This window comes from Flavisphingomonas formosensis (genome assembly GCF_009755815.1).
In the GTDB taxonomy this organism is placed as follows: domain Bacteria; phylum Pseudomonadota; class Alphaproteobacteria; order Sphingomonadales; family Sphingomonadaceae; genus Flavisphingomonas; species Flavisphingomonas formosensis.
On record NZ_WRPK01000006.1, the window covers coordinates 21,388 to 40,661 of the forward strand.

The 19,274-nt window shown below is 67.3% G+C and carries 17 protein-coding genes, 1 pseudogene and 1 riboswitch; of the genes and pseudogenes, 7 read left to right on the forward strand and 11 right to left on the reverse strand.

Annotation, left to right across the window (positions count from 1 at the left end; translation table 11 throughout):
- The first annotated feature begins 33 nt into the window (after window positions 1–33).
- From GQY20_RS16890 to GQY20_RS16905, 4 genes are all read left to right on the forward strand, one after another.
- Window positions 34–1,163 (forward strand): IS3 family transposase gene (locus tag GQY20_RS16890; RefSeq protein WP_408641121.1). Its coding sequence is split into 2 segments (ribosomal slippage): window positions 34–289 and window positions 289–1,163, totalling 1,131 coding nucleotides; the frame shifts between segments, so codons are not numbered across the junction.
- A gap of 927 nt (window positions 1,164–2,090) precedes the next feature.
- Window positions 2,091–3,449, forward strand: coding sequence for a cytochrome c (locus GQY20_RS16895; RefSeq protein WP_232476110.1), 1,359 nt, complete (start codon window positions 2,091–2,093; stop codon window positions 3,447–3,449).
- A gap of 10 nt (window positions 3,450–3,459) precedes the next feature.
- A complete protein-coding gene (locus tag GQY20_RS16900; protein WP_157218618.1) occupies window positions 3,460–3,948 on the forward strand; it encodes a (2Fe-2S)-binding protein in 489 nt (162 codons plus the stop codon).
- On the forward strand, window positions 3,945–6,245 hold the full coding sequence (locus GQY20_RS16905; RefSeq protein WP_157218314.1) for a xanthine dehydrogenase family protein molybdopterin-binding subunit: 2,301 nt from the start codon (window positions 3,945–3,947) through the stop codon (window positions 6,243–6,245). Before GQY20_RS16900 ends, GQY20_RS16905 begins: the two co-directional genes overlap by 4 nt.
- Window positions 6,246–6,279: 34 nt before the next feature.
- On the opposite strand, the pseudogene GQY20_RS16910 reads toward GQY20_RS16905, so the two are convergent.
- Window positions 6,280–6,369: pseudogene (locus GQY20_RS16910) on the reverse strand (IS5/IS1182 family transposase); the annotation flags it as partial.
- A gap of 497 nt (window positions 6,370–6,866) precedes the next feature.
- On the opposite strand from GQY20_RS16910, the gene GQY20_RS16915 reads away from it, so the two are divergent.
- Window positions 6,867–7,205, forward strand: coding sequence for a P-II family nitrogen regulator (locus tag GQY20_RS16915; protein ID WP_157215775.1), 339 nt, complete (start codon window positions 6,867–6,869; stop codon window positions 7,203–7,205).
- Between the two features lie 14 nt (window positions 7,206–7,219).
- On the forward strand, window positions 7,220–8,527 hold the full coding sequence (locus tag GQY20_RS16920; RefSeq protein ID WP_157218315.1) for an ammonium transporter: 1,308 nt from the start codon (window positions 7,220–7,222) through the stop codon (window positions 8,525–8,527).
- Between the two features lie 476 nt (window positions 8,528–9,003).
- On the opposite strand, the gene GQY20_RS16925 is transcribed toward GQY20_RS16920, so the two are convergent.
- The 6 genes from GQY20_RS16925 to cbiE all read right to left on the reverse strand — a co-directional run bounded on the left by GQY20_RS16925 (window position 9,004) and on the right by cbiE (window position 14,865).
- Window positions 9,004–10,293 carry an Hsp70 family protein gene (locus GQY20_RS16925; protein ID WP_157218316.1) on the reverse strand — a complete coding sequence of 430 codons (1,290 nt, stop codon included), beginning with the start codon at window positions 10,291–10,293 and terminating at the stop codon, window positions 9,004–9,006.
- 97 nt (window positions 10,294–10,390) lie between these two features.
- Window positions 10,391–11,191 carry a precorrin-6A synthase (deacetylating) gene (gene cobF / locus GQY20_RS16930; RefSeq protein ID WP_157218317.1) on the reverse strand — a complete coding sequence of 267 codons (801 nt, stop codon included), beginning with the start codon at window positions 11,189–11,191 and terminating at the stop codon, window positions 10,391–10,393.
- Window positions 11,188–12,519 carry a cobyrinate a,c-diamide synthase gene (locus GQY20_RS16935; protein ID WP_157218318.1) on the reverse strand — a complete coding sequence of 444 codons (1,332 nt, stop codon included), beginning with the start codon at window positions 12,517–12,519 and terminating at the stop codon, window positions 11,188–11,190. Before GQY20_RS16935 ends, cobF begins: the two co-directional genes overlap by 4 nt.
- Window positions 12,516–13,301 (reverse strand): precorrin-4 C(11)-methyltransferase, encoded by a 786-nt coding sequence (cobM, locus tag GQY20_RS16940; RefSeq protein ID WP_157218319.1) that lies wholly within the window; start codon window positions 13,299–13,301, stop codon window positions 12,516–12,518. The genes GQY20_RS16935 and cobM overlap by 4 nt, the downstream gene beginning before the upstream one ends.
- Window positions 13,298–13,675 carry a cobalamin biosynthesis protein gene (locus tag GQY20_RS16945; protein WP_232476111.1) on the reverse strand — a complete coding sequence of 126 codons (378 nt, stop codon included), beginning with the start codon at window positions 13,673–13,675 and terminating at the stop codon, window positions 13,298–13,300. Before GQY20_RS16945 ends, cobM begins: the two co-directional genes overlap by 4 nt.
- Window positions 13,657–14,865, reverse strand: a complete 1,209-nt coding sequence (gene cbiE / locus GQY20_RS16950; protein ID WP_157218320.1) for a precorrin-6y C5,15-methyltransferase (decarboxylating) subunit CbiE — start codon at window positions 14,863–14,865, stop codon at window positions 13,657–13,659. Before cbiE ends, GQY20_RS16945 begins: the two co-directional genes overlap by 19 nt.
- Between cbiE and GQY20_RS16955 the strand changes: the two genes are divergently transcribed.
- A complete protein-coding gene (locus GQY20_RS16955) occupies window positions 14,822–15,613 on the forward strand; it encodes a cobalt-precorrin-6A reductase (protein WP_408641122.1) in 792 nt (263 codons plus the stop codon). The two genes, cbiE and GQY20_RS16955, sit on opposite strands and share 44 nt — an antisense overlap.
- On the opposite strand, the gene cobJ is transcribed toward GQY20_RS16955, so the two are convergent.
- From cobJ to GQY20_RS16975, 4 genes are read right to left on the reverse strand one after another with little or no spacing between them, the layout of a single operon-like run.
- Entirely contained in the window at window positions 15,589–16,338 is a 750-nt protein-coding gene (gene cobJ / locus GQY20_RS16960; RefSeq protein ID WP_157218321.1) for a precorrin-3B C(17)-methyltransferase, read from the reverse strand. The genes GQY20_RS16955 and cobJ overlap by 25 nt on opposite strands.
- Window positions 16,335–17,060, reverse strand: a complete 726-nt coding sequence (cobI, locus tag GQY20_RS16965; RefSeq protein ID WP_157218322.1) for a precorrin-2 C(20)-methyltransferase — start codon at window positions 17,058–17,060, stop codon at window positions 16,335–16,337. Before cobI ends, cobJ begins: the two co-directional genes overlap by 4 nt.
- A complete protein-coding gene (locus GQY20_RS16970; protein WP_157218323.1) occupies window positions 17,057–17,689 on the reverse strand; it encodes a precorrin-8X methylmutase in 633 nt (210 codons plus the stop codon). The genes cobI and GQY20_RS16970 overlap by 4 nt, the downstream gene beginning before the upstream one ends.
- The gene (locus GQY20_RS16975; RefSeq protein WP_157218621.1) at window positions 17,690–18,769 is read right to left on the reverse strand and encodes a cobalamin biosynthesis protein CobG; all 1,080 of its coding nucleotides are present in this window, start codon (window positions 18,767–18,769) and stop codon (window positions 17,690–17,692) included.
- Between the two features lie 257 nt (window positions 18,770–19,026).
- Window positions 19,027–19,266: riboswitch (cobalamin riboswitch) on the reverse strand.
- Window positions 19,267–19,274 lie beyond the last annotated feature (8 nt).

Consider the following 19,274-nt stretch of genomic DNA (forward strand, 5'->3'; position numbering starts at 1 on the left):
GCCCTTTGATGCCTGTGAGCAAGGAGCTGGGACATGAAGAAGACGCGCTACACGGAAGAGCAGATTGCGTTCGCGCTGAAGCAGGCGGAGACGGGTACGCCTGTCGCCGAGGTCATCCGCCGGATGGGTGTTTCGGAGCAGACCTTCTATCGCTGGAAGAAGGTGTATGGCGGGCTCGGCGTTGGCGAGTTGCGGCGGGTGAAGCAACTCGAGGACGAGAACCGCAAGCTCAAGCAGTTGGTCGCCGACCTCAGTCTCGACAAGCACATCCTGCAGGATGTTCTGGCAAAAAAGCTCTGACGCCTGGGCGGCGGCGCGAGATCGTCGCGCACGTCCAGGCGTCCCATGGGGTGAGCGAGCGGCGCAGCTGCCTCGCGCTCGGCGTCGATCGCTCGTCGGTGCGGTACCTGTCGCACAAGCCGGATCAGGCGCCGCTCAGGCTGCGGATTCATGATCTGGCGGCAGCGCGGATGCGCTACGGCTATTTCCGGATCTACATCCTGCTACGCCGGGAAGGATGGCTGGTGAACCACAAGCGGGTCTACCGGCTCTATCGGGAGGATGGATTGAGCCTGCGGCTCAGGCGCCCTCGTCGCAACGTCAGCGCTGCCAACCGCGAGCGGCAGCCGGCAGCGTCGGCACCGAACGAGATGTGGTCGATGGACTTCGTCTCGGATGCGCTGTTCGATGGTCGTCGCTTGCGGGCGCTGACGGTGGTCGATGCGTTCACCCGCGAGGCACTGGCGATCGACGTCGACCAGGGCATCAAGGGCGAGCAGGTGGTAGCGGCGATGGCGCGTATCTCGTCGTTGCGCGGTGCGCCCAGGACGATCCGGGTGGACAATGGCCCCGAGTTCATCTCGAAGGCGCTCGATCGCTGGGCGTACGAGAATGGCGTCACGCTTGACTTCAGCCGGCCGGGGAAACCGGCCGACAATGCGTTCGTGGAATCGTTCAACGGCCGACTGCGCGACGAATGCTTGAATGCGCATTGGTTCCTGTCGCTGGCGGATGCTCGGACCAAGATCGAGGCTTGGCGACGGGACTATAATGAGAGCCGTCCTCACACGGCTCTTGGCTGGCTGACGCCAGCCGAATATGCTGCATCCGCCGGGATTAATCCCGGCGGATGCAGGCCGGAAACTCGCATCACGCCCGGATGAGAAACCGGGGGACCGTCAAAACTTCTGCGTGGCTCAAATAGCCGGCGGATCGAAAGGGGGGGGCGATACGCTTTCCGCTTTGCTTCAACGGTAGTCCGCCGGCTCGATTCGACATCGCCTTTCTAGGAGATCTGGACGCGAGTGAGTGTAGACATCAGCATCCATCGCTGATTCTAAGGGCTTTCAAGAGAGGAGAGCCGATCACGTCCCTCTGTTTCCGGCCCACTGCCTACAATCGATGACCTCCAGTCTCCATCACGCCGCCTCGCGCTCCGCGGATTGGCAGAAGGTCTGACGGTCGCGACGCTGGACGCAATCTCGACCGGGGCGCTTGCCTAGACGGGCATTACCACCCTTTCGGCCGCCACGTCGGCGATTTAGCCGTTCCGCAGGCGATCATCGAAGACCTGAAGCGGCACCTGCGGTCCGCGCGGCTTGGCGGCGGTGAATAATCGATTTTAGGGCGCGGTGCCGACCGGCCGTTTCGCGCAGGCTGATTGGCAGCTTTCATCAGGATCAGGCTTTCGCCGGTAGCTGATATGGATGACCGGCTTTGGTCGACTGCTGGCCAGAAGCTGTGACAGCAACCCGCGCCATCGGTGGGCAAGCGCGTTAATCTAGCGCCTATGGGGAAAGCTTCTCCTGTCGGTGAAATTCCGCAAGTCGACGAACAGGGTGCGCTGCGTACTGAGATAACCGCAGGGATGGAGGGGCGCTGGGAGCAGGCCGGCAGTCTTCCTCGAAGGATGTCTCCGGAATACAGCGCGCGCGACGGGTGACGCAGCCCCTTTCCAAACTGCGGCACATTGAGATTGTGCGCGAGCGGACTCGGCGTATGGTGCTGGAGTCGCTGCTGCTGTGGCACTGCCCGAGTGCGAAGCTGAGACTGTCTGCGAGTCGCTGATGCGTTCCCTCTCGTGCGGTCCAATGGCTCTCGTTGCGAGACGTGGTGGCCTGGCTATTATGGGGGACGATGATGGTGCTGAAGTCCCGATGAGACGCATTCTCGCAGCAGTGGCGGTGGTCGTTGTGGCTGGCTTGATTGCCTTTGGGGTAATTGCCTGGCGGCCGTCCATTGCCCCGATCACGCGGCCGAACCCATCCAGCTTTCCGGCGGCTCTTGTCGCGCGCGGAGAGAAGCTCGCCGCGGCGGGCTATTGTGCATCCTGTCATACGGTACGAGGCGGGCAGCCGTTTGCGGGCGGCTATGCGATGCCCACCCAGTTCGGGACGATCTATTCCACGAATATTTCCCCCGATGTCGCCTCAGGCATTGGCAACTGGTCGGAGGCCGCGTTCAAGCGGGCGATGCGCGAGGGCGTTGCTCGGGATGGCAGCCATCTGTTCCCCGCCTTTCCCTACGATCATTTCAACAAGCTGACCGATGCGGACACCGGCGCTCTCTATGCCTACGTCATGACCCGGCCGGCGGTGAGCTCGCCTGAGTACAAGAACACGGTTCCCTTCCCGCTGAGCATCCGGGCGCTGCAAGCGGGATGGAAGCTGCTCTTCTTCCACCCCGAGCCCTTCAAGCCCGATCCGGTCCGGAGCGCCGCCTGGAATCGCGGCGCGTATCTGGCTGAAGGCCTCAGCCATTGCGGAGCCTGCCACACACCGCGCAACGCTCTGGGGGCCGAGAAGCGGAGCAAAGCCTTCGCGGGTGCTCCCATCGACAACTGGATCGCGCCGCCGCTCGACAAGAGCAATCCTGCGCCGGTGCCATGGGACCAGGCGGAGCTCTCCGCCTATCTTGGGACCGGGGTAACACGCTATCACGGCACTGTCGCCGGACCGATGGCGCCGGTGGTCCATGGACTGGCCCAACTACCGCCGGCAGATGTGGACGCGATCGCCACCTACTTCGCCACGCTCAACGGTACGGTAGGCAAGAATGTCGATCCGGCGCCCATCGTTGCCGAAGCACTGGCAACCGATCGCATCGGGACTGGCCTGACTTACGACCCCGCCGCGCGTCTCTACGCCGCAGCCTGCGCATCGTGCCATTTCAACGGCGCGGACAGGGCCAATCCGCTGCGGCCGCAGCTCGCGCTCAACAATGCGCTCAATCTCGATGATCCGACCAACCTCATTCAGGTGATCCTGCACGGCGTCGGTGCGAAAGACGGCGCTCCGGGCGTGGTGATGCCGGCTTTCTCGCGCTTCAGCGATGCCGACGTGGCGCGGATCGCCAACTGGTTGCGGGCAACACGGACCGGCAAGGCCCCCTGGCCCGATGTGGAGAAGAAGGTCGCCGCGATCCGCGCCCAGGGTTCGGAAAGGAAATGAGGCGATGACCATCACCAGCTTCACGATCAATGGGCGGGCGGTGCGCGTCGACCTGGACGATGAGACGCCGCTGCTCTGGGTGATCCGCGATGAGATCGGTCTGACCGGCACAAAGTTCGGCTGCGGCATCGGCATGTGCGGTGCCTGCACCGTGCATGTCGGTGGACGGGCGACGCGGTCTTGCATAACACCGATCGCCTCGGTCGATGGTGCCGAGGTGACGACCATCGAGGGCCTCGATCCGGCGTCCAATCACCCGGTCCAAAAGGCATGGCGGGAAATCCAGGTTCCGCAATGTGGTTATTGTCAGTCGGGCCAGATCATGCAGGCGGCTGCGATGCTGGTGGATTTCCCCAACCCGACCGATGCCGACATCGATGCGGTGATGACCGGCAACCTTTGCCGGTGCATGACCTATGTGCGTATCCGCGCCGCCGTGCGTCAGGCCGCCGGAGAGATGGCGGCAGGTGTCGTGCCAACTGCGAAGGCCAAGGCATGAGCCGGCTGATCCCACGGGAGGAAACGGCACACCCGCTGACCCGGCGGGGCTTTCTGGTCGCCGCGGGCTCCGCCGGCCTTGCCTTTGGTTTCGCGCGGCTTGCCGAGGCCGCGATGGATCCGGCTACGGCCGAGGGTGTAATCGCTCCTCCCGTTCCGCCGCAGCTCGACCCGAGCCTGTGGTTCGCGATCGACGCTGACGGTATCGTAACGGTCAACATCATCCGCGCCGAGATGGGGCAGCATGTCGGCACGGCGCTCGCCCGCATTCTCGCGGACGAACTGGAGGCGGACTGGGACAAGGTCCGTATCGTCCATGTCGACAGCGATCCGAAATGGGGCCTGATGGTCACGGGCGGCAGCTGGTCGGTGTGGCAGACCTTCCCGGTGTTCAGCCAGGCCGGCGCTGCCGGTCGCATCGCACTGATCGAGGCTGGCGCGAAGCTGATGGGCGTGGCGCCAGCCTCCTGCCGGGCGGTGGCGGGTAAGGTCGTCGCCGGTGGTCGCTCGATCTCCTATGGCGATATCGCCCGCCGGGGCGCGACCGTACGGCGGTTCACGGCCGACGAACTCGCCAAGCTGCCGGTCAAGCCCCCTTCACAGCGCCGTCTGATCGGTCGGCCGGTCAAGGCGCTCGACATCGCAACCAAGACCGACGGAACAGCGCGCTATGGCATCGACGCCAAGCTGCCCGGCATGGTCTATGCTCGGCCTAAATTGCCGCCGACGCGCAATGGCGCAAAAGTCGTTTCGATCGACGACAGCGCCGCGCGCAAGGTGAAGGGCTATTTGAAGAGCGTCGCGATCGACGATCCCACCGGCACTGTCTCGGGCTGGGTCGCGGTCGTTGCCGAAAGCTATCACGCCGCGATCAGGGCAACGGACATGGTCGCGGTGCAATGGTCCGGGGGCGACGGTCTCTCGACCTCCGAAGGCGACATCCAGGAGCATGCCCGCGAGCTGATCGCTAAGGCGGACGGTGGTGTCGATCTCGACGTGGGGCCGGGCGACACAGCCGGCGCGTTCCGTTCGGCGTCGAGCAGCATCGAGCAGGAATATACCACTTCGACGGTGCTTCACTTCCAACTCGAGCCGGTCAACGCGCTCGCGTTCGAACATGACGGGGTGATGGAGATCCACACGGGCAACCAGTGGCAGTCGCTGATTCTGCCGACGCTGTCCAAGGCGCTGGACCTCCCTGAAGAGAAGATCATCCTTCGCTCCTACATGCTGGGCGGTGGTTTCGGGCGCCGGCTCAACGGTGACTATACAGTCCCTGCGGCGCTCGCTGCGCGCGCGCTCAAGCGGCCGGTCAAGCTGGTGCTCACCCGCGAGGATGACAGCCGGTTCGATTCCGTGCGCTCCGCCTCCGTCCAGCGACTGCGCATGGCCTTCGACAAGGGCGGCGGCGTCACGGGAATGGAGCATCATGCCTGCGCCGGCTGGCCGACGCAGGTGATGGCACCAGGCTTCCTTGCTCCAGGCAAGAACGGGAAATACGACCCCTTTGCGATCTCCGGCGCGGACCACTGGTACGATGTCGGGCAGCAGCGCGTACGGGCGATCTCCAATGATCTCGCCAATTCGGTCTTCCGGCCGGGCTGGCTGCGCTCGGTCGGCCCAGGTTGGACCAACTGGGCAGTCGAAAGCTTCATGGACGAGGCAGCCCACCATCTGAAGGTCGATCCGGTGGCGTTCCGGCTGAAGCTGTTGAACGCCAGTGGTCGCAATGCGGGCAGCGCTCCGAACGCGGTCGGCGGTGCGCTGCGGCAAGCCGCCGTGGTGCGGCGCGCGGCCGAGAAAGCCGGGTGGGGCACGAAGCTGCCGGCCGACACCGGCCTTGGGCTCGCCACGAGCTTCGGCCAGGAGCGTGACATGCCTACATGGGTGGCGTGCGCGGCGCGCGTGCGGGTCGATCGCGCGACCGGCGTGGTGACGGTAGAGAAACTGACGCTCGTGACGGACGCAGGCACCATCGTCGACCCCGATGGCGCACTCGCGCAGACCCAGGGCGCGGCGCTCTGGGGGCTCAGCATGGCGCTGCACGAGGGGACCCAGTTCGCACAAGGGCAGGTGAAGGACGTCAACCTCGACACGTACATGCCGCTTCGGATCGCGGACGTTCCCGATCTCGATGTGAGTTTCATGGACAGCACCGAGGTTCCGGTCGGACTCGGCGAGCCGGCGGTTACCGTGGTCGCGCCGGCCATTGGCAATGCGATCTTCGCAGCTGTCGGAGTTCGTCTGCGGCATCTGCCGATAACCCCGGACGCTGTTCGAGCTGCACTTTCCACCTGAGCGAAAGCAAGCTGTTATCCTGTTACGAGCTATCGTTGACGAAGCTGATCCCGCTCGACACTCGCCGATCATCGACACGGGGCTTCCCGTGGCTCTTCGGAAAATAGGGCTCAAGCCGCGCCATCTGCTCGTCCGTCAGCTAATACAGTCACTCAAATCAGTCTCCCCAAGGAGTCTGAATCACGTCGCGCTACTCACATCAATGGGTCCTGACCCTGAGCACCGGCCATTGTGAGTTCGGCGGCATCGTCACACCGGCCGCGCGCGACGGCCTTCATCGACAGCATGGTGATGCGGGGTGCCGTAATGTCGATTAGGAAACGGGCTAAGTGAACACCCCGCCGTGGCACGGGACATATTCGTGGGCTCGGCCCTGACGTGCAGGGAGTAACGGCTGCCAATGCCCCCGATTCGCTGGCCAAGCATTCGGACCATATGTCAAATAAGTGTCCGTAAAATGAATTATGATTAATGTTTGGGCGTGCAGGCATCTGCCTGCCCAATCTTTAGGCCGCGTGCAACGCCCGGTGCCGCGCGTTCTGCCGCCGATGCTGGCTCGGCTCCTGATTTCCGTCTGGCACGCCTTTTGCTCTGTGAGAGGCTCGTAACGAGGGAGGCGAAATGAAACTCGTCATAGCCATAATCAAGCCGTTCAAGCTGGATGAGGTGCGCGAAGCACTGTCCAGCCTTGGCGTGCAGGGCATGACCGTGACCGAAGTGAAGGGCTTTGGGCGGCAGAAGGGCCAGACGGAGATATACCGGGGGGCCGAGTACAGCACGAACATGGTGCCGAAGATCAAGATCGAGGTAGCGACGACGTCTGATCTGGCGGGACGTGTCGTGGAAGCGATCCAGCAGTCTGCGAACACCGGCGCGATCGGCGACGGCAAGATCTTCGTGCTCGACATTGGTCAGGCGGTGCGGATCCGCACCGGCGAGACCGATGAGACGGCGCTCTAAGGAAAGGGGGAAACATGAAGCTTTCTAGCAAGATAGCGGCTGGCATAGGGGCACTGGGCATCGCCGCCCTCGCCTCCATGCCCGCCTTCGCCCAGGATGCGCCGCCAACGGTCAACAGCGGCGACGCCGCATGGATGATGACCTCCGCCGTTCTCGTGCTCGCGATGATCGTTCCCGGCCTCGCGCTGTTCTACGGCGGTCTCACGCGCGCGAAGAACATGCTCTCCACCATGACCCAGATCGGCGCAGTGGCCTGCCTGGGCATGCTGATCTGGATCATGTGGGGATATACGATGGCCTTCGGCGAAGGCGGTAGCGCCTTCCTTGGCGGCTTTTCGAAGCTGTTCATGAAAGGCATCACACCCGACAGCATCTCCGGCTCCATTCCGGAATATGTCTTCGCCTGCTTCCAGATGACCTTTGCGGCGATCACCGTCGCCCTTGTCCTCGGTGCCACCGTCGAGCGGCTCAAATTCTCTGCTGCGATGATCTTCGCCGCCATCTGGCTGACCCTGGTCTATTTCCCGATCGCCCATATGGTCTGGGCAAGCGACGGTCTCTTTTTCAAAGCAGGCGCGCTCGATTTCGCAGGCGGCACCGTGGTGCACATCAATGCCGGCATCTCCGCGCTCGTCGCGTCGCTGATCGTCGGCAAGCGCCTGGGGTACCCCAAGGAGCCGATGCCGCCCCATTCGATGACGCTGACCGTGGTGGGCACGGGCCTGCTCTGGGTCGGCTGGTTCGGCTTCAACGCGGGTTCCGCGCTCGCCGCCAACGGCGCTGCGGGTCTGGCGATGATCAATACCTTCGTAGCAACGGCCTCCGCGGCCCTGTTCTGGATGCTCGCGGAGCGGCTCAACGGGCACAAGGGCTCGGCCCTCGGCTTCTGCTCGGGGATCATTGCCGGCCTCGTCGCGATCACCCCGGCTGCGGGCAATTCCGGTCCCTTCGGCGCCGTCGTGCTCGGCGCGGTGGCCTCGATCATTTGCTTCTACGCGGTGACCATCCTCAAGCCGAAGCTCGGTTATGACGATGCGCTCGATGCTTTCGGGATCCATGGTGTCGGCGGCATCATCGGCGCCATCGGTACGGGCATCGTCTACGCTCCGTCGCTCGGCGGCCCTGGCAAGCCCGACTATGACATGGCCCATCAGCTGATCGTGCAGGTCGAAGCGGTGGCCACGACGGTGGTCTGGGCCGTCATCGGCACCGTGATTGCAATGTTCATCGCCAAGGCGCTGACCGGCCTCCGTGTCACCAGCACGATCGAGCAGGAAGGCCTCGATCTCGGCGAGCATGGCGAGCGCGCCTACAATATCTGAAAGTTCGGAGGTCATCCCAACAAGATGGCCTCCCCCTAGTGTTCCTCCTGCGAACGACTGGACCGGCGGAGAAATTCGCCGGTCCATTTTTAATTATCTCCGGTAGGATTTATTGGAATAGAGCAAATTAGATCTTCGGATCTAATCCGATTGACTATCGGTATAACGTCATGGATAAGGGCGATGCCCCCTCGCAAGGGCTTTCCATAACAGATTTGGCAAAACTTTCGCCGCTCCCCAAAAGGGGGCGGCGTTTTTCCTCTGCTGCCCGGCGAACATGCCGCAGCGCGGTCGCTGGTGTGCGACAGTGACCTCCGTCTACCGCGCGCCAGCTTTTCGCCGCGTCACACGAAGGTGCTACGGTTCGCATCAGAAGATCCGGCCAGCGAGATCGTCCTTCGACCTGGAATCGGGGCGACGATCAAAGCGCGTCTCGCCCGGATCATGTCGGCCGGCACCAAAGCGGTGCAGCGGTCTCAGGCGGCCCAACTGGCGAGATCCTCCTGCTCGCCGAGCAGGGCGAGACCATGCGCGATCGAGGTGAGCTCGCCGCCGGTCGCGATGCGCTCCTCGCCGAAGCGCTCGGCGAAGAGGTTGCGGATGCGCGGGATGAGAGACGTGCCGCCGGTCAGGAAGATGCGATCAATGGCATGCGGCTCGATGCCCGCAGTGGTCAGGGCGTGGCCTATGGCGCCGTCGATCCTGGCAATATCGGGCGCGATCCAGCCTTCGAACTGATCGCGGGTAACCTCGGCCTCGATGGAAAGGCCGCCGCCGGCAAAGCAGAAACGTGCGCTCCGTGCGGAGGAGAGATCGCGCTTTACCCTGCCTACCGCGTCATAGAGGCGGTAGCCGAGCTCCTGCTGGATCACCGCGATCATCCGGCCGATCGCATCCGGATCCAATGCCGTGCGGCGCAGCTTGTCGAGCTCGGCCAGGGTGCGCCGGTTGCGCATCAGCGCCAGCCGCGACCAATCGGCAAAATCGGCGAAATAGCCGCGCGGAATCTCGAGCAGCTTGTCAAACGAACGATATGACCCACCCTTGCCGAGCAAGGGCAGGACGAGATTGTCGACGATGCGATAATCGAAACGGTCGCCTGCAATACCGACACCGGCATGGCCGAGCGGCCGGCAGCGTTGGCTCGCGCCCGGCGCCTCGATCCGGACGACCGAAAAGTCGCTCGTGCCGCCGCCGAAGTCGGCGACCAGGATCGTGGCCGGCTCGGTGATGCGCGAAGCGTAGCTGAAAGCCGCACCAAGCGGTTCATAGACATAATGAACTTCGGCCCCGAGGCCCGCGAACATCGCATCGTAACGCTGGCGGGCCAAGGCCGGATCGGGGCGATGCCCGGCATATTCGACGGGACGGCCGACGATCAGCCGCGCGCCTTGCATGCGCAGCTGTCCCCGTGCGCGCGCTGCCATTCTGTCGAGGAAGAGCCGGCCGAGTTCCTCGAAGCGATAGCGACGTTCGAAGACGGTGGCATGTTCGAAGCTGGCCATCGCGGCCACCGACTTGAACGACTGGATGAAGCGGCTGCCTTCCGGATATTCGAGATATTCCGCGATTGCCCAAGGGCCCGCCTCGCTCTCGATGCGTCCCTCATCCTCCCAGAAGCAAAGCGCTGAACGGAAGACCGGATCGGCGCCGTCCGGTCCGTCGAGCGCGATCAGATCCGATCGGCCACCGCGCGCGATCGCTGCGACGGAGTTGGTGGTGCCGAAATCGACGCCAATGACGGCGGGAGGTGAGGGCTGGGGCATGGGCCGGCGTCGCCTACAGATTTCGTCGCCCGGCGCAAGGCTGAAGGCGACGAAGCGCCGAGCCAATTCGTCTATCGGGCGTCGGCCCCCGCCCGTATCACCTCGTCTGCTCCGGCTCGGCCCGTTCCGGCTCGCCGATCCGTGCATGGCGGCGTTGGCGCAGGATATAGATATCCATGATCCAGCCGTGCCGGCTGCTCAGATCCGCCCTCAGCCGGACGATCCGTGAACCCATCGCCTCCAGCGGGCCGTGGACCAACGCTTGCTGAGGCAGGCCGAGATAGGCACCCCACCATATGTCGAACGGCTCGGGCGGCAATGTCTGGAAGGCGCAGCCGCCGTCGAGCATCACGACGACGCTGTCCGTGCCGGTCGGCCAGCCGTCCTCCCGCAGCCGTCGACCAGTGGTGATGAGCACCGGTTCGGCAAGACGGTTGAGACAGATGCCGTGTGCCGCGGTGAGCGCCTGGATGCTGGTGATGCCGGGAACGACATGGGTCCTTACCGGCATGCCGAGCGGGGCCAGGCGCTCGGCGATGCGCAGGCTGCTGTCGTAGAGCGAGGGGTCGCCCCAGACGAGCAGGGCGACGGACCCTCCGCCCGGCAGGTGTGCGGCGACGCTCTCCATCCACAATCTTGCGATCGCGTCGTGCCAGTCCCGCACGGCGTCCAGATAGCGGCCTTCGCTGCTCCGCTCGGGCATGTCGAACTCGGCGATCGGCACCGGGGTGGACAGCATCTCCGCGCAGATCGAGCGGCGCAGGTCGACGAGATCCGATTTGGCGGCACCCTTGCGCGGCAGCAGGATCAGGTCGGCTTCGTTCAGTGCTTTGATCGCGCCACGCGTCAGATGGTCGGGATTGCCCGTGCCGATGCCGATGAGGATGAGCGTGATCACGCGGCGGCCTCGCCATGTCTGCCCGTGGCTGGCGCGACAAGATGGAAATAGCTGCCCGTCACCCGACCGCGGCGGGAGCCGGACTGGTCCAGGCGGCGGCCTTCCGCGTCGTGGATATCAGCCAGCGGCGGATCGGGCTGCGCGACGATCGTCGAATAATGGAATTCATGACCGCGCAGCCGCATTCCGGCCGGATAGTTGCCGACCGGCGCAAGCAGGCGCGCCGATCGATAGCCGAGATGCAGGCGCCGCGCGGCGAAGCTCGTGACGAGCCCGAGCAGGCCGGCCATGGCATGGGCGCAGCCGTTCGCATCCACGATTGCCTCGCCCAGCACCATATAGCCGCCGCATTCGCCATGGATCGCACGGTCCCGCGCATGGTGCCGCAGCCCCTCCAAAAAATGGCCCGCGGCGGCGAGCTTTCCGGCATGGAGCTCAGGATAGCCGCCGGGCAGCCAGACGATATCCGCGTCGGCCGCTGGCGCTTCGTCCGCAAGCGGCGAGAAAGGCAGGATCTGCGCGCCCGCCGCATGCCAGAGAGTGGCGAGATGCCCGTAGCAAAAGGCGAAGGCGGCATCCGATGCCAGCGCGATCCGCTGCCCTGGGGGAGCGAGCGGCGGGGCATTCCGCGCCGGGTTTCTGGCGGAGGCGGCGATGGCGCGCACCGCCGGCAGGTCGACGTGGGCGGCGACGCTGTCCGCGATCCGGTCGATCGCGCCATCGATGTCGGGATGCTCGCTGGCCTGCACCAGTCCGAGATGCCGCTCGGGCAAGGTGAGCGAGGCGGATCGGGGCAGGGCGCCGAGCACCGGCATGGCGATCCGTTCGAGCGCGTCGCGGACGAGCCGGCCATGCCGGTCGCTGGCGACCTTGTTGAGGATCACGCCGGCGATCGTGACATCGGGGCGCATCCGGCGGAAGCCGTCCGCCACCGCCGCGGCCGACTGGCTCTGGCCCGAGACGTCCAGCACCAGCAGCACCGGCCAGCCTCTCCGCGCGGCGATATCGGCGCTGGCGCCGGTGCCGCTTTCGCCCATTGCAGGCGCCCCGTCGAACAGGCCCATCGCCCCTTCGGCCAGCGCCAGATCGGCATCGTCGGCATAGGCCGCGATCCGATCGAGCAGGGGTTCCGGCATCGACCAGCTGTCGAGATTGAGCGCCGTGCGTCCGCTCGCCCGGCTCTGAAAGGCGGTGTCGATATAATCGGGGCCGGCCTTGAAGGGCTGCACCCGCACGCCCTGGCGGGCGAAGGCGCGCAGCAGGCCGAGCGTGATCGTCGTCTTGCCCGATCTGGATCGGGGCGCGGCGATCACCAGGCCAGGCGTCATTCGAACAGGCCGGCGAAGCGGGATTGCGCCGAGCCAGGCCGGAATCGCCGATCATAGTCGGCGGCATAGAGGCGGCTTTCCGCAAATCCCGCCGCGTGGAGCACGATTCCGACGAGGATGAGCGCGGTCCGCTCCGGCCCGCCTTCGGCCACCGCCTCGATCGTGCCGAGCGTCGCACGGACGATGCGCTGGTCCGGCCAGCTCGCCCGCCAGACGATCGCAACCGGGCAGTCCGCGCCATAGCGGGGCAGGAGATCGCATACCACCTGCGCCAGATTGTGGATCGACAGGTGAATGGCGAGGGTCGCCCCCGTCGCGGCGAACGCGGCCAGCGTCTCGCCGCCCGGCATGCTGCTCGCGCGGCCCGGCGTGCGGGTGAGGACGAGGGACTGGCCGAGCTCCGGCAGGGTGAGTTCCGCCTCCAACGCTGCCGCCGCCGCGGCGAAGGCGGGCACGCCGGGCGTGATCGTGAAGGCGATGCCGAGCGCCTTCAGCCGCCGGATCTGCTCGCCCATGGCGGACCAGATCGAGAGGTCGCCCGAATGCAGCCGCGCGACATCCTGTCCGGCAGCGTCGGCGCTGCGCATCGTCTCGACGATCTCGTCCAGCGCCATCGGCGCGGTGTTCACGATCGCCGCGCCCGGCGGGCAATGATCGAGGATCGCGGCGGGGACGAGCGAGCCGGCATAGAGGCAGACCGGCGATCGGGCGATCAGGTCGCGGCCACGCAGGGTCAGCAGATCGGGCGCGCCGGGGCCGGCGCCGATGAAATGGACGGTCATTGGGAGGCTCCTCGGGCAAGGGCGCAGGTGGCGCGGCGATCGGGCGAGACATGGCGGGCACCGAGCAGCCGGGCGTCCGGCCCGGCGGCGGCGAGCGCGACCGCCTCGGCAACGCTGCCGACGCCGCGGGCAGATAGGCTGGCCGGCGATCGGGTGCGCGTCATGATCCCTTCGAGCGCGGCAGGATCGATCGCGATGAGGGGCAGCCGCAGCGCGGCGGCGAGCGGGGCGAGGCCCGGAGCCTTGTCGGTCAGCGTCGCGAGCGCATCGACGGCCTCGTCCGCCGATGCGGCGAGCAGGGCCGAACGCAACGATTCGATCCGCGTGCCGACGCGAAATCCGAAACCCGCGACGATCACAGCGTGACGCTCCATTGTACGATCGGGTAGGCCGGTCGCCAGGCCGTGCGTCTGCCCAGCGGCATCGCCTGCGCCAGCTCGAAGCGCAGCAGCGTGCCGCCCTTGCGCCTGTGCCAGTCGGCGAGCAGAGCCTCGGATTCGATGGTCACGGCATTGGCGACGAGGCGCGTTTTGCCGCCGGGCAGCGCCCAGATCGTCTCGAGCACGGCGGCGCTCAGTCCGCCGCCGATGAAGATCGCGTCCGGCCGCGTGCGGCCCGCGAGGCAATCGGGCGCCGCTCCGTCGATCACGACCAGTCGATCCACCCCGATCCGCGCCGCATTGGTGCGTGCCCGGGCGGCGCGGGCCGGATCGGCTTCGAAGGCGAGCGCCGTCATAGCGGGATGGCAGAGCAACCATTCGATGGCGACCGAACCAGATCCGGTACCGATGTCCCACAATGTCTCGCCCGGACGCGGCGCCAGCGCGCCGAGCGTCAGCGCGCGTATCGGATGCTTGCTGATCTGGCCGTCATGCGCGAACCAGTCGTCCGGCCGGCCCGGCGCGCAGGGCAGCGTCGCGCCTTCACCGGCGAAGGCGATGCCGATCGCCACCGGGTGCGCGACATCGGTCAGCGCAAAGCCTTCGGCCGGGCATTGGCGGATGCGCTCGCGGGGGCCGCCGAGCGCTTCCAGCACATGGAGTTCGGAGGCGCCGAAGCCGTCTTCGCGGAGCCACGCAGCCAGTGCCGCCGCGGCCGCCCCGTCCCGCAGCAGCGCGATCGCCCGCCGCCCGGGGATCATGCCCGGCCGCAGCTGCGCGAAGGGCCGTGCATGGAGGCCGTGGCAATCGATCTCATGGAGCGGCCAGCCGAGCCGCGCGGCGGCGAGGGCGAATGCGGATGGCCCCGGATAGGCCATCCATTCGCCGTTGGTCAGGTGGCGCGTGATGTTGGCACCCGCGCCGAACCAGAAGGGGTCGCCCGAGGCGAGCATCACGGTCGGCTGCCCACGTCGGTCCAGCAGCGGCGCGATGCCGTCCTCGAACGGCACTGGCCACGGCCGGCATTCCGCCCTAAGGCCCGGCAGCAAGGCGAGATGGCGGGACGCGCCGGTGACGAAGACGGCTGTTTCGAGCGCGCGCCGCGCCGCGGCGGACAGGCCGTCCCAGCCATCCTCGCCGATGCCGATGATGGTGAGCCAGGGGAGGCCGGTCGTGTCAGCCACTGCGAACATCCTCCTTCTCGGCGGCACCACCGAAGCCAGCGCGCTGGCCCGTGCGCTGGCCGGACGCGACCTCGCCGCGACGCTGAGCTATGCCGGCCGCACCGGCCAGCCGCGGGCGCAGCCGGTGCCGACACGGATCGGCGGCTTCGGCGGGATCTCGGGGCTCGTCGCCTATCTGCGCGCCGAGGGGATTACCCATCTCATCGATGCGACCCACCCCTTCGCGGCGCAGATGCGCGCGCATGCCGCAGCGGCCGCCAAAGAGACCGGCGTGGCCCACATCCTGTTGACGCGTCCGGCCTGGACGGCCGGGAAGGGAGATCGCTGGGAGCACGTGCCCGATATCGACGCGGCGATCGCCTCTCTCGCCGGGCCGCCGCGCCGGATCATGCTGGCGGTCGGCCGCATGCATGCAGAACGCTTCGCGGCGCAGGGCCAGCATCATTATCTGCTGCGCTTTGTGGATCCGCCGGAGGTGCCGCCGGCCCTGCCGCATCACACACTGGTCGTCGATCGCGGGCCGTTCACGGTCGATGGCGACACACGCCTGATGCGGGAGCACGCGATCGATATGCTGCTGTGCAAGAATGCCGGTGGATCGGGCGCCGCGGCAAAGCTCGCCGCCGCTCGCCGGTTGAGCCTGCCGGTGCGGATGATCGACCGGCCCGTCCAGCCGGACGTGGCCGTGGCGCATGACGTGGCGCAGGTGCTGGCATGGCTCGATCATGCCGAGGAGCGCGGCGTATAGAGGATCGGCGTGCCGCGCCGCTCGATCAGCCGGGTCGCGCTGGAACCGACGATCACGATCGTGCGCATGTCCGCCATTTCGGGGGCGGCGTCGCCCAGCCGGACGATGCTCAGCCTCTCGTCCGGGCATGATATGGCGCGCGCGAACAGCAGCAGCCGGTCCGGGCCGCACGCTTCGCGCAACACGCCGAGCACACGGGCGAATCCGTCGGGCCGCGCCCGTGAGCGGGGATTGTAGAAAGCCATGGCGAAATCCGCCTCTGCGGCGAGGCGCAGCCGCCGCTCGATCAGGGCCCAGGGCTTGAGATTGTCGGACAGGTTGATCGCGCAGAAATCATGGCCCAGCGGCGCGCCGGCCCGCGCCGCCGCCGCCAGCATCGCCGTGACGCCGGGCAGTATGCGGATATCCAGATCGCGCCACGTGGCAGGCCCCGTCTCGATCGCTTCGAACAGCGCGGCCGCCATGGCGAACACGCCGGGATCGCCCGAGGAAACGATGACGACGCGGCGTCCGTCGGTCGCCAGGGCGAGCGCATGCGCGGCGCGCGCCAGCTCCTCGCGATTGTCGCTGGCGTGGAGCATGAGGCCCGGCCGCTCCGGCACCCGTGCGACATAAGGGGCATAGCCTACGACGTCCGTCGCCTCGGTGAGGGCCGCGCTGACCTCCGGCGTCACCAGCGCGGCGCTGCCGGGGCCGAGCCCTGCCACGGCCACCCATCCGCTCATGGCCGCCGCCCCCGGCCATGGATGAGCAGGATGGAGAAATAGGCGGTCACGCTCGCCGCCTCGCGAAGCGGCGTGATCCGCTGCTCGGCCATGGTGGCATGTTCGACCAGCCAGGCGCTGTCCTCCCGTCCAGCCGCGGCAACGGCGCGGCGCAGCTTGGCGAGGTTGCGGCCGATCTTCATCACGACGAGCGCGTCGGTATCGCGGATGCGGCGGGCAAGCTCCTCCTCGGGCAGCGTCGCCATCGCGACGGTCAGCACGTCGTCGCCCCAGCTGATCGGGATGCCGCTCGCCGTCCACGCGCCCGACATGCCGGAGATGCCCGGCACGATGCGCACCGGCGCGGTGGGCACCAGCCGGCTGTGGAGATGCATGAAGGATCCGTAGAAGAAGGGATCGCCCTCGCACAGGACGACCATGTCCTCGCGCTGCGCGGCGATCGTCAGCAAATGGCGCGTGCACTCGGCATAGAATGTAGCGAGGCAGCCATTGTAGCGCGGATCGGCCACGGCGATCTCCGTCGTCACCGGATATTCCATGGCGAATTCGATGACATCGGGGCGCAGCATGCCCTCGACGATGCGACGGGCATGGCCGGGCCGGCCCGCCTTGCGGAAATAGGCGATATGCCGGGCGCCGCGGATCAGGCGATCGGCCCGCACGCTCATCAGATCCTGCGCGCCGGGACCGAGCCCGACGCCATAGATGGTGCCCCCGCTCATTCCGCCTCGCTTGCGAGCGCGTTGACCGCGGCGACGGTGATCGCGCTGCCGCCGAGCCGGCCTTCGACCACGCAGCACGGTACGGGCTGTGTGTCCCACAGCGCGGCCTTCGATTCGGCGGCGCCGACGAAGCCGACCGGGCAGCCGATGATCGCGGCAGGGCGGGGCGTTGCCGGATCCTCCAGCATCGCCAGCAGGTGGAACAGGGCGGTCGGGGCGTTGCCGATGGCGACGATCGCACCGGAAAGATGGGGCCGCCAGAGCTCAAGCGCCGCGGCCGAGCGGGTCGTTTCCATCGCGGTCGCGAGCGCCGGTACTTCGGCGGCGCCGAGCGTGCAGAGGATCGGATTGGCGGCGGGCAGCCGCGCGCGGGTGATGCCTTCGGATACCATGCGCGCGTCGCACAGGATCGGTGCGCCTGCCTGCAGCGCAGCGACGGCCGCAGCGGCGAAATCTTCAGAGAAGCGGATATGCGCTGCGAGCGCGACCATGCCGGCCGCGTGGATCATACGTACCGCGGCCCGTTCTTCCGCGCCGGGGGCGAAGCGGCCGAGGTCCGCCTCGGCGCGGATGATGGCAAAGGACTGCCGATAGATGGCTGCGCCGTCCTTTTCGTAGGCGTGGGGCATTCAGGCGGCTCCGAAGAGGGACAGAAGGTCCGCCGGCGCAAGGCCGCGGCGTTCTGGCGGCGCCCCTGCACGCGCCGTCCGGGCGAGATCGAAGTGCCCTTCGCGGCCGGTCAGCACCGTGTCGGCGGGTCCGGGACGCGCGCAGCCCTTGCCGCATCCCGAGACGTGCAGGCTTCCCTCGACATGAGGCGCGAGCCGCAGCGCGAGCGCGCGCGTCTCGACGCTCGCCTGGGGACAGGCCGGCGCGCCGGCGCAGGCGTCGACGTGCAGCCGCGGATCGGCTGGATCGCCTATCCAGCCGGCGAGCCCGTCCGCCGTCGCGCCTTCGGCGATCAGGCCCCGCCAGGGCGTGAGGCGCAGCGCCGTCGCTCCGCTTCGTTCGAGCAGCCCGGCGAGCGCACCTGCCTCGATCCGTCCGAACGGCACGCCCGCAAAAGGACCTGGCGCGTCGCGGAGCGTCTCGGCGCGGCTGCGCGGCGGTAGCGGCGCGATCCTGGCCAGGGTCGCCGGAAGGGAGGCCGTATGCCGGCCCACCCGGCCGGCGTCGCGGCCGCCGGTCTTGACGAACCAGCGGGCCAGGACGATCAGCGTGTCGATCGCGGTTTCCGGCCGTGCCGGAAGCCCCTGGGAACGGCCATCCGGACGGGCGATCAGCATATCCCCCTCGCTTCGCTCGATCCGGAAGTCGGCCGGGCAGTCTGTCAGCGCCGGCGCCGGCCCGGCATCGATCGCGAAGCCGATCTTGGCGGGCAGCGGCGGCAGCTCGCCGATCCGCCGGCGCAGCTCGTGCGCCAGCCGATCGCTATCGTCGCCGCTGTGCCAGTCGGGTGTCAGGACGAGGTTCAGCCGCGCTTCCCGGTCGGGATCGGCCTCGGCGAGGCCGTCGGCGATCAGCCGATCCCGCAGGGCCGGACAGTTCGCCTCCGCGACACCGCGGATCTGGAGCGCGGCGCGGTTGGTGAGATCCAGCAGGCCGTTGCCGAAGCGCTGCGCCGCTTCGCACAGCGCCGCAGCCTGCGCTGCGCGCAGGCGCCCCTGCGGCGGACGCACGCGGACCAGCCAGCCGTCGCCCGCCTCCATCGGGTGCCAGGTCGTCGGGCAGGCGCCGCGGACGATATGCGTCGCGTGCGGCCCGTCCTGCGGTGATGCGTCTGCCTTCAACACCCGCCCTCCACGCCCGACGCAGTCTGGCAGGGGCGTGCCGGCACGAGTCCGGTCGGCGCACAGCGACGGGCCGGCGTGCAAGCGCCCGTCAAGCGTGCCGATGCGGCCCCGGCCGCACGGAATCGTCGCCCAAACGGGATGACCGAGCCACGACCAGTCCCTGGGTCATGGCTAGAGCGACCAGTGCTCCGGCAGGTCTCCTGGCTTGCGGGTCACGGCTCGGCACAAGGCCTTCCCGAAAGGGGCGCCCTGCCGGGCAGCCCGTTCAGTGGCCGGCTCCGCCCCTCGGGGGCAGGGCCTCATGCGCCTCGCTCGCCGCTCACAGTTGCAGGGACAGCCGCGGATTTGGGAAGATGCCCGCACCGCGTTCCCTATTAAGTCCCGTTCGGGACACCGGGGCGATCCATGGATTGGGGAAACC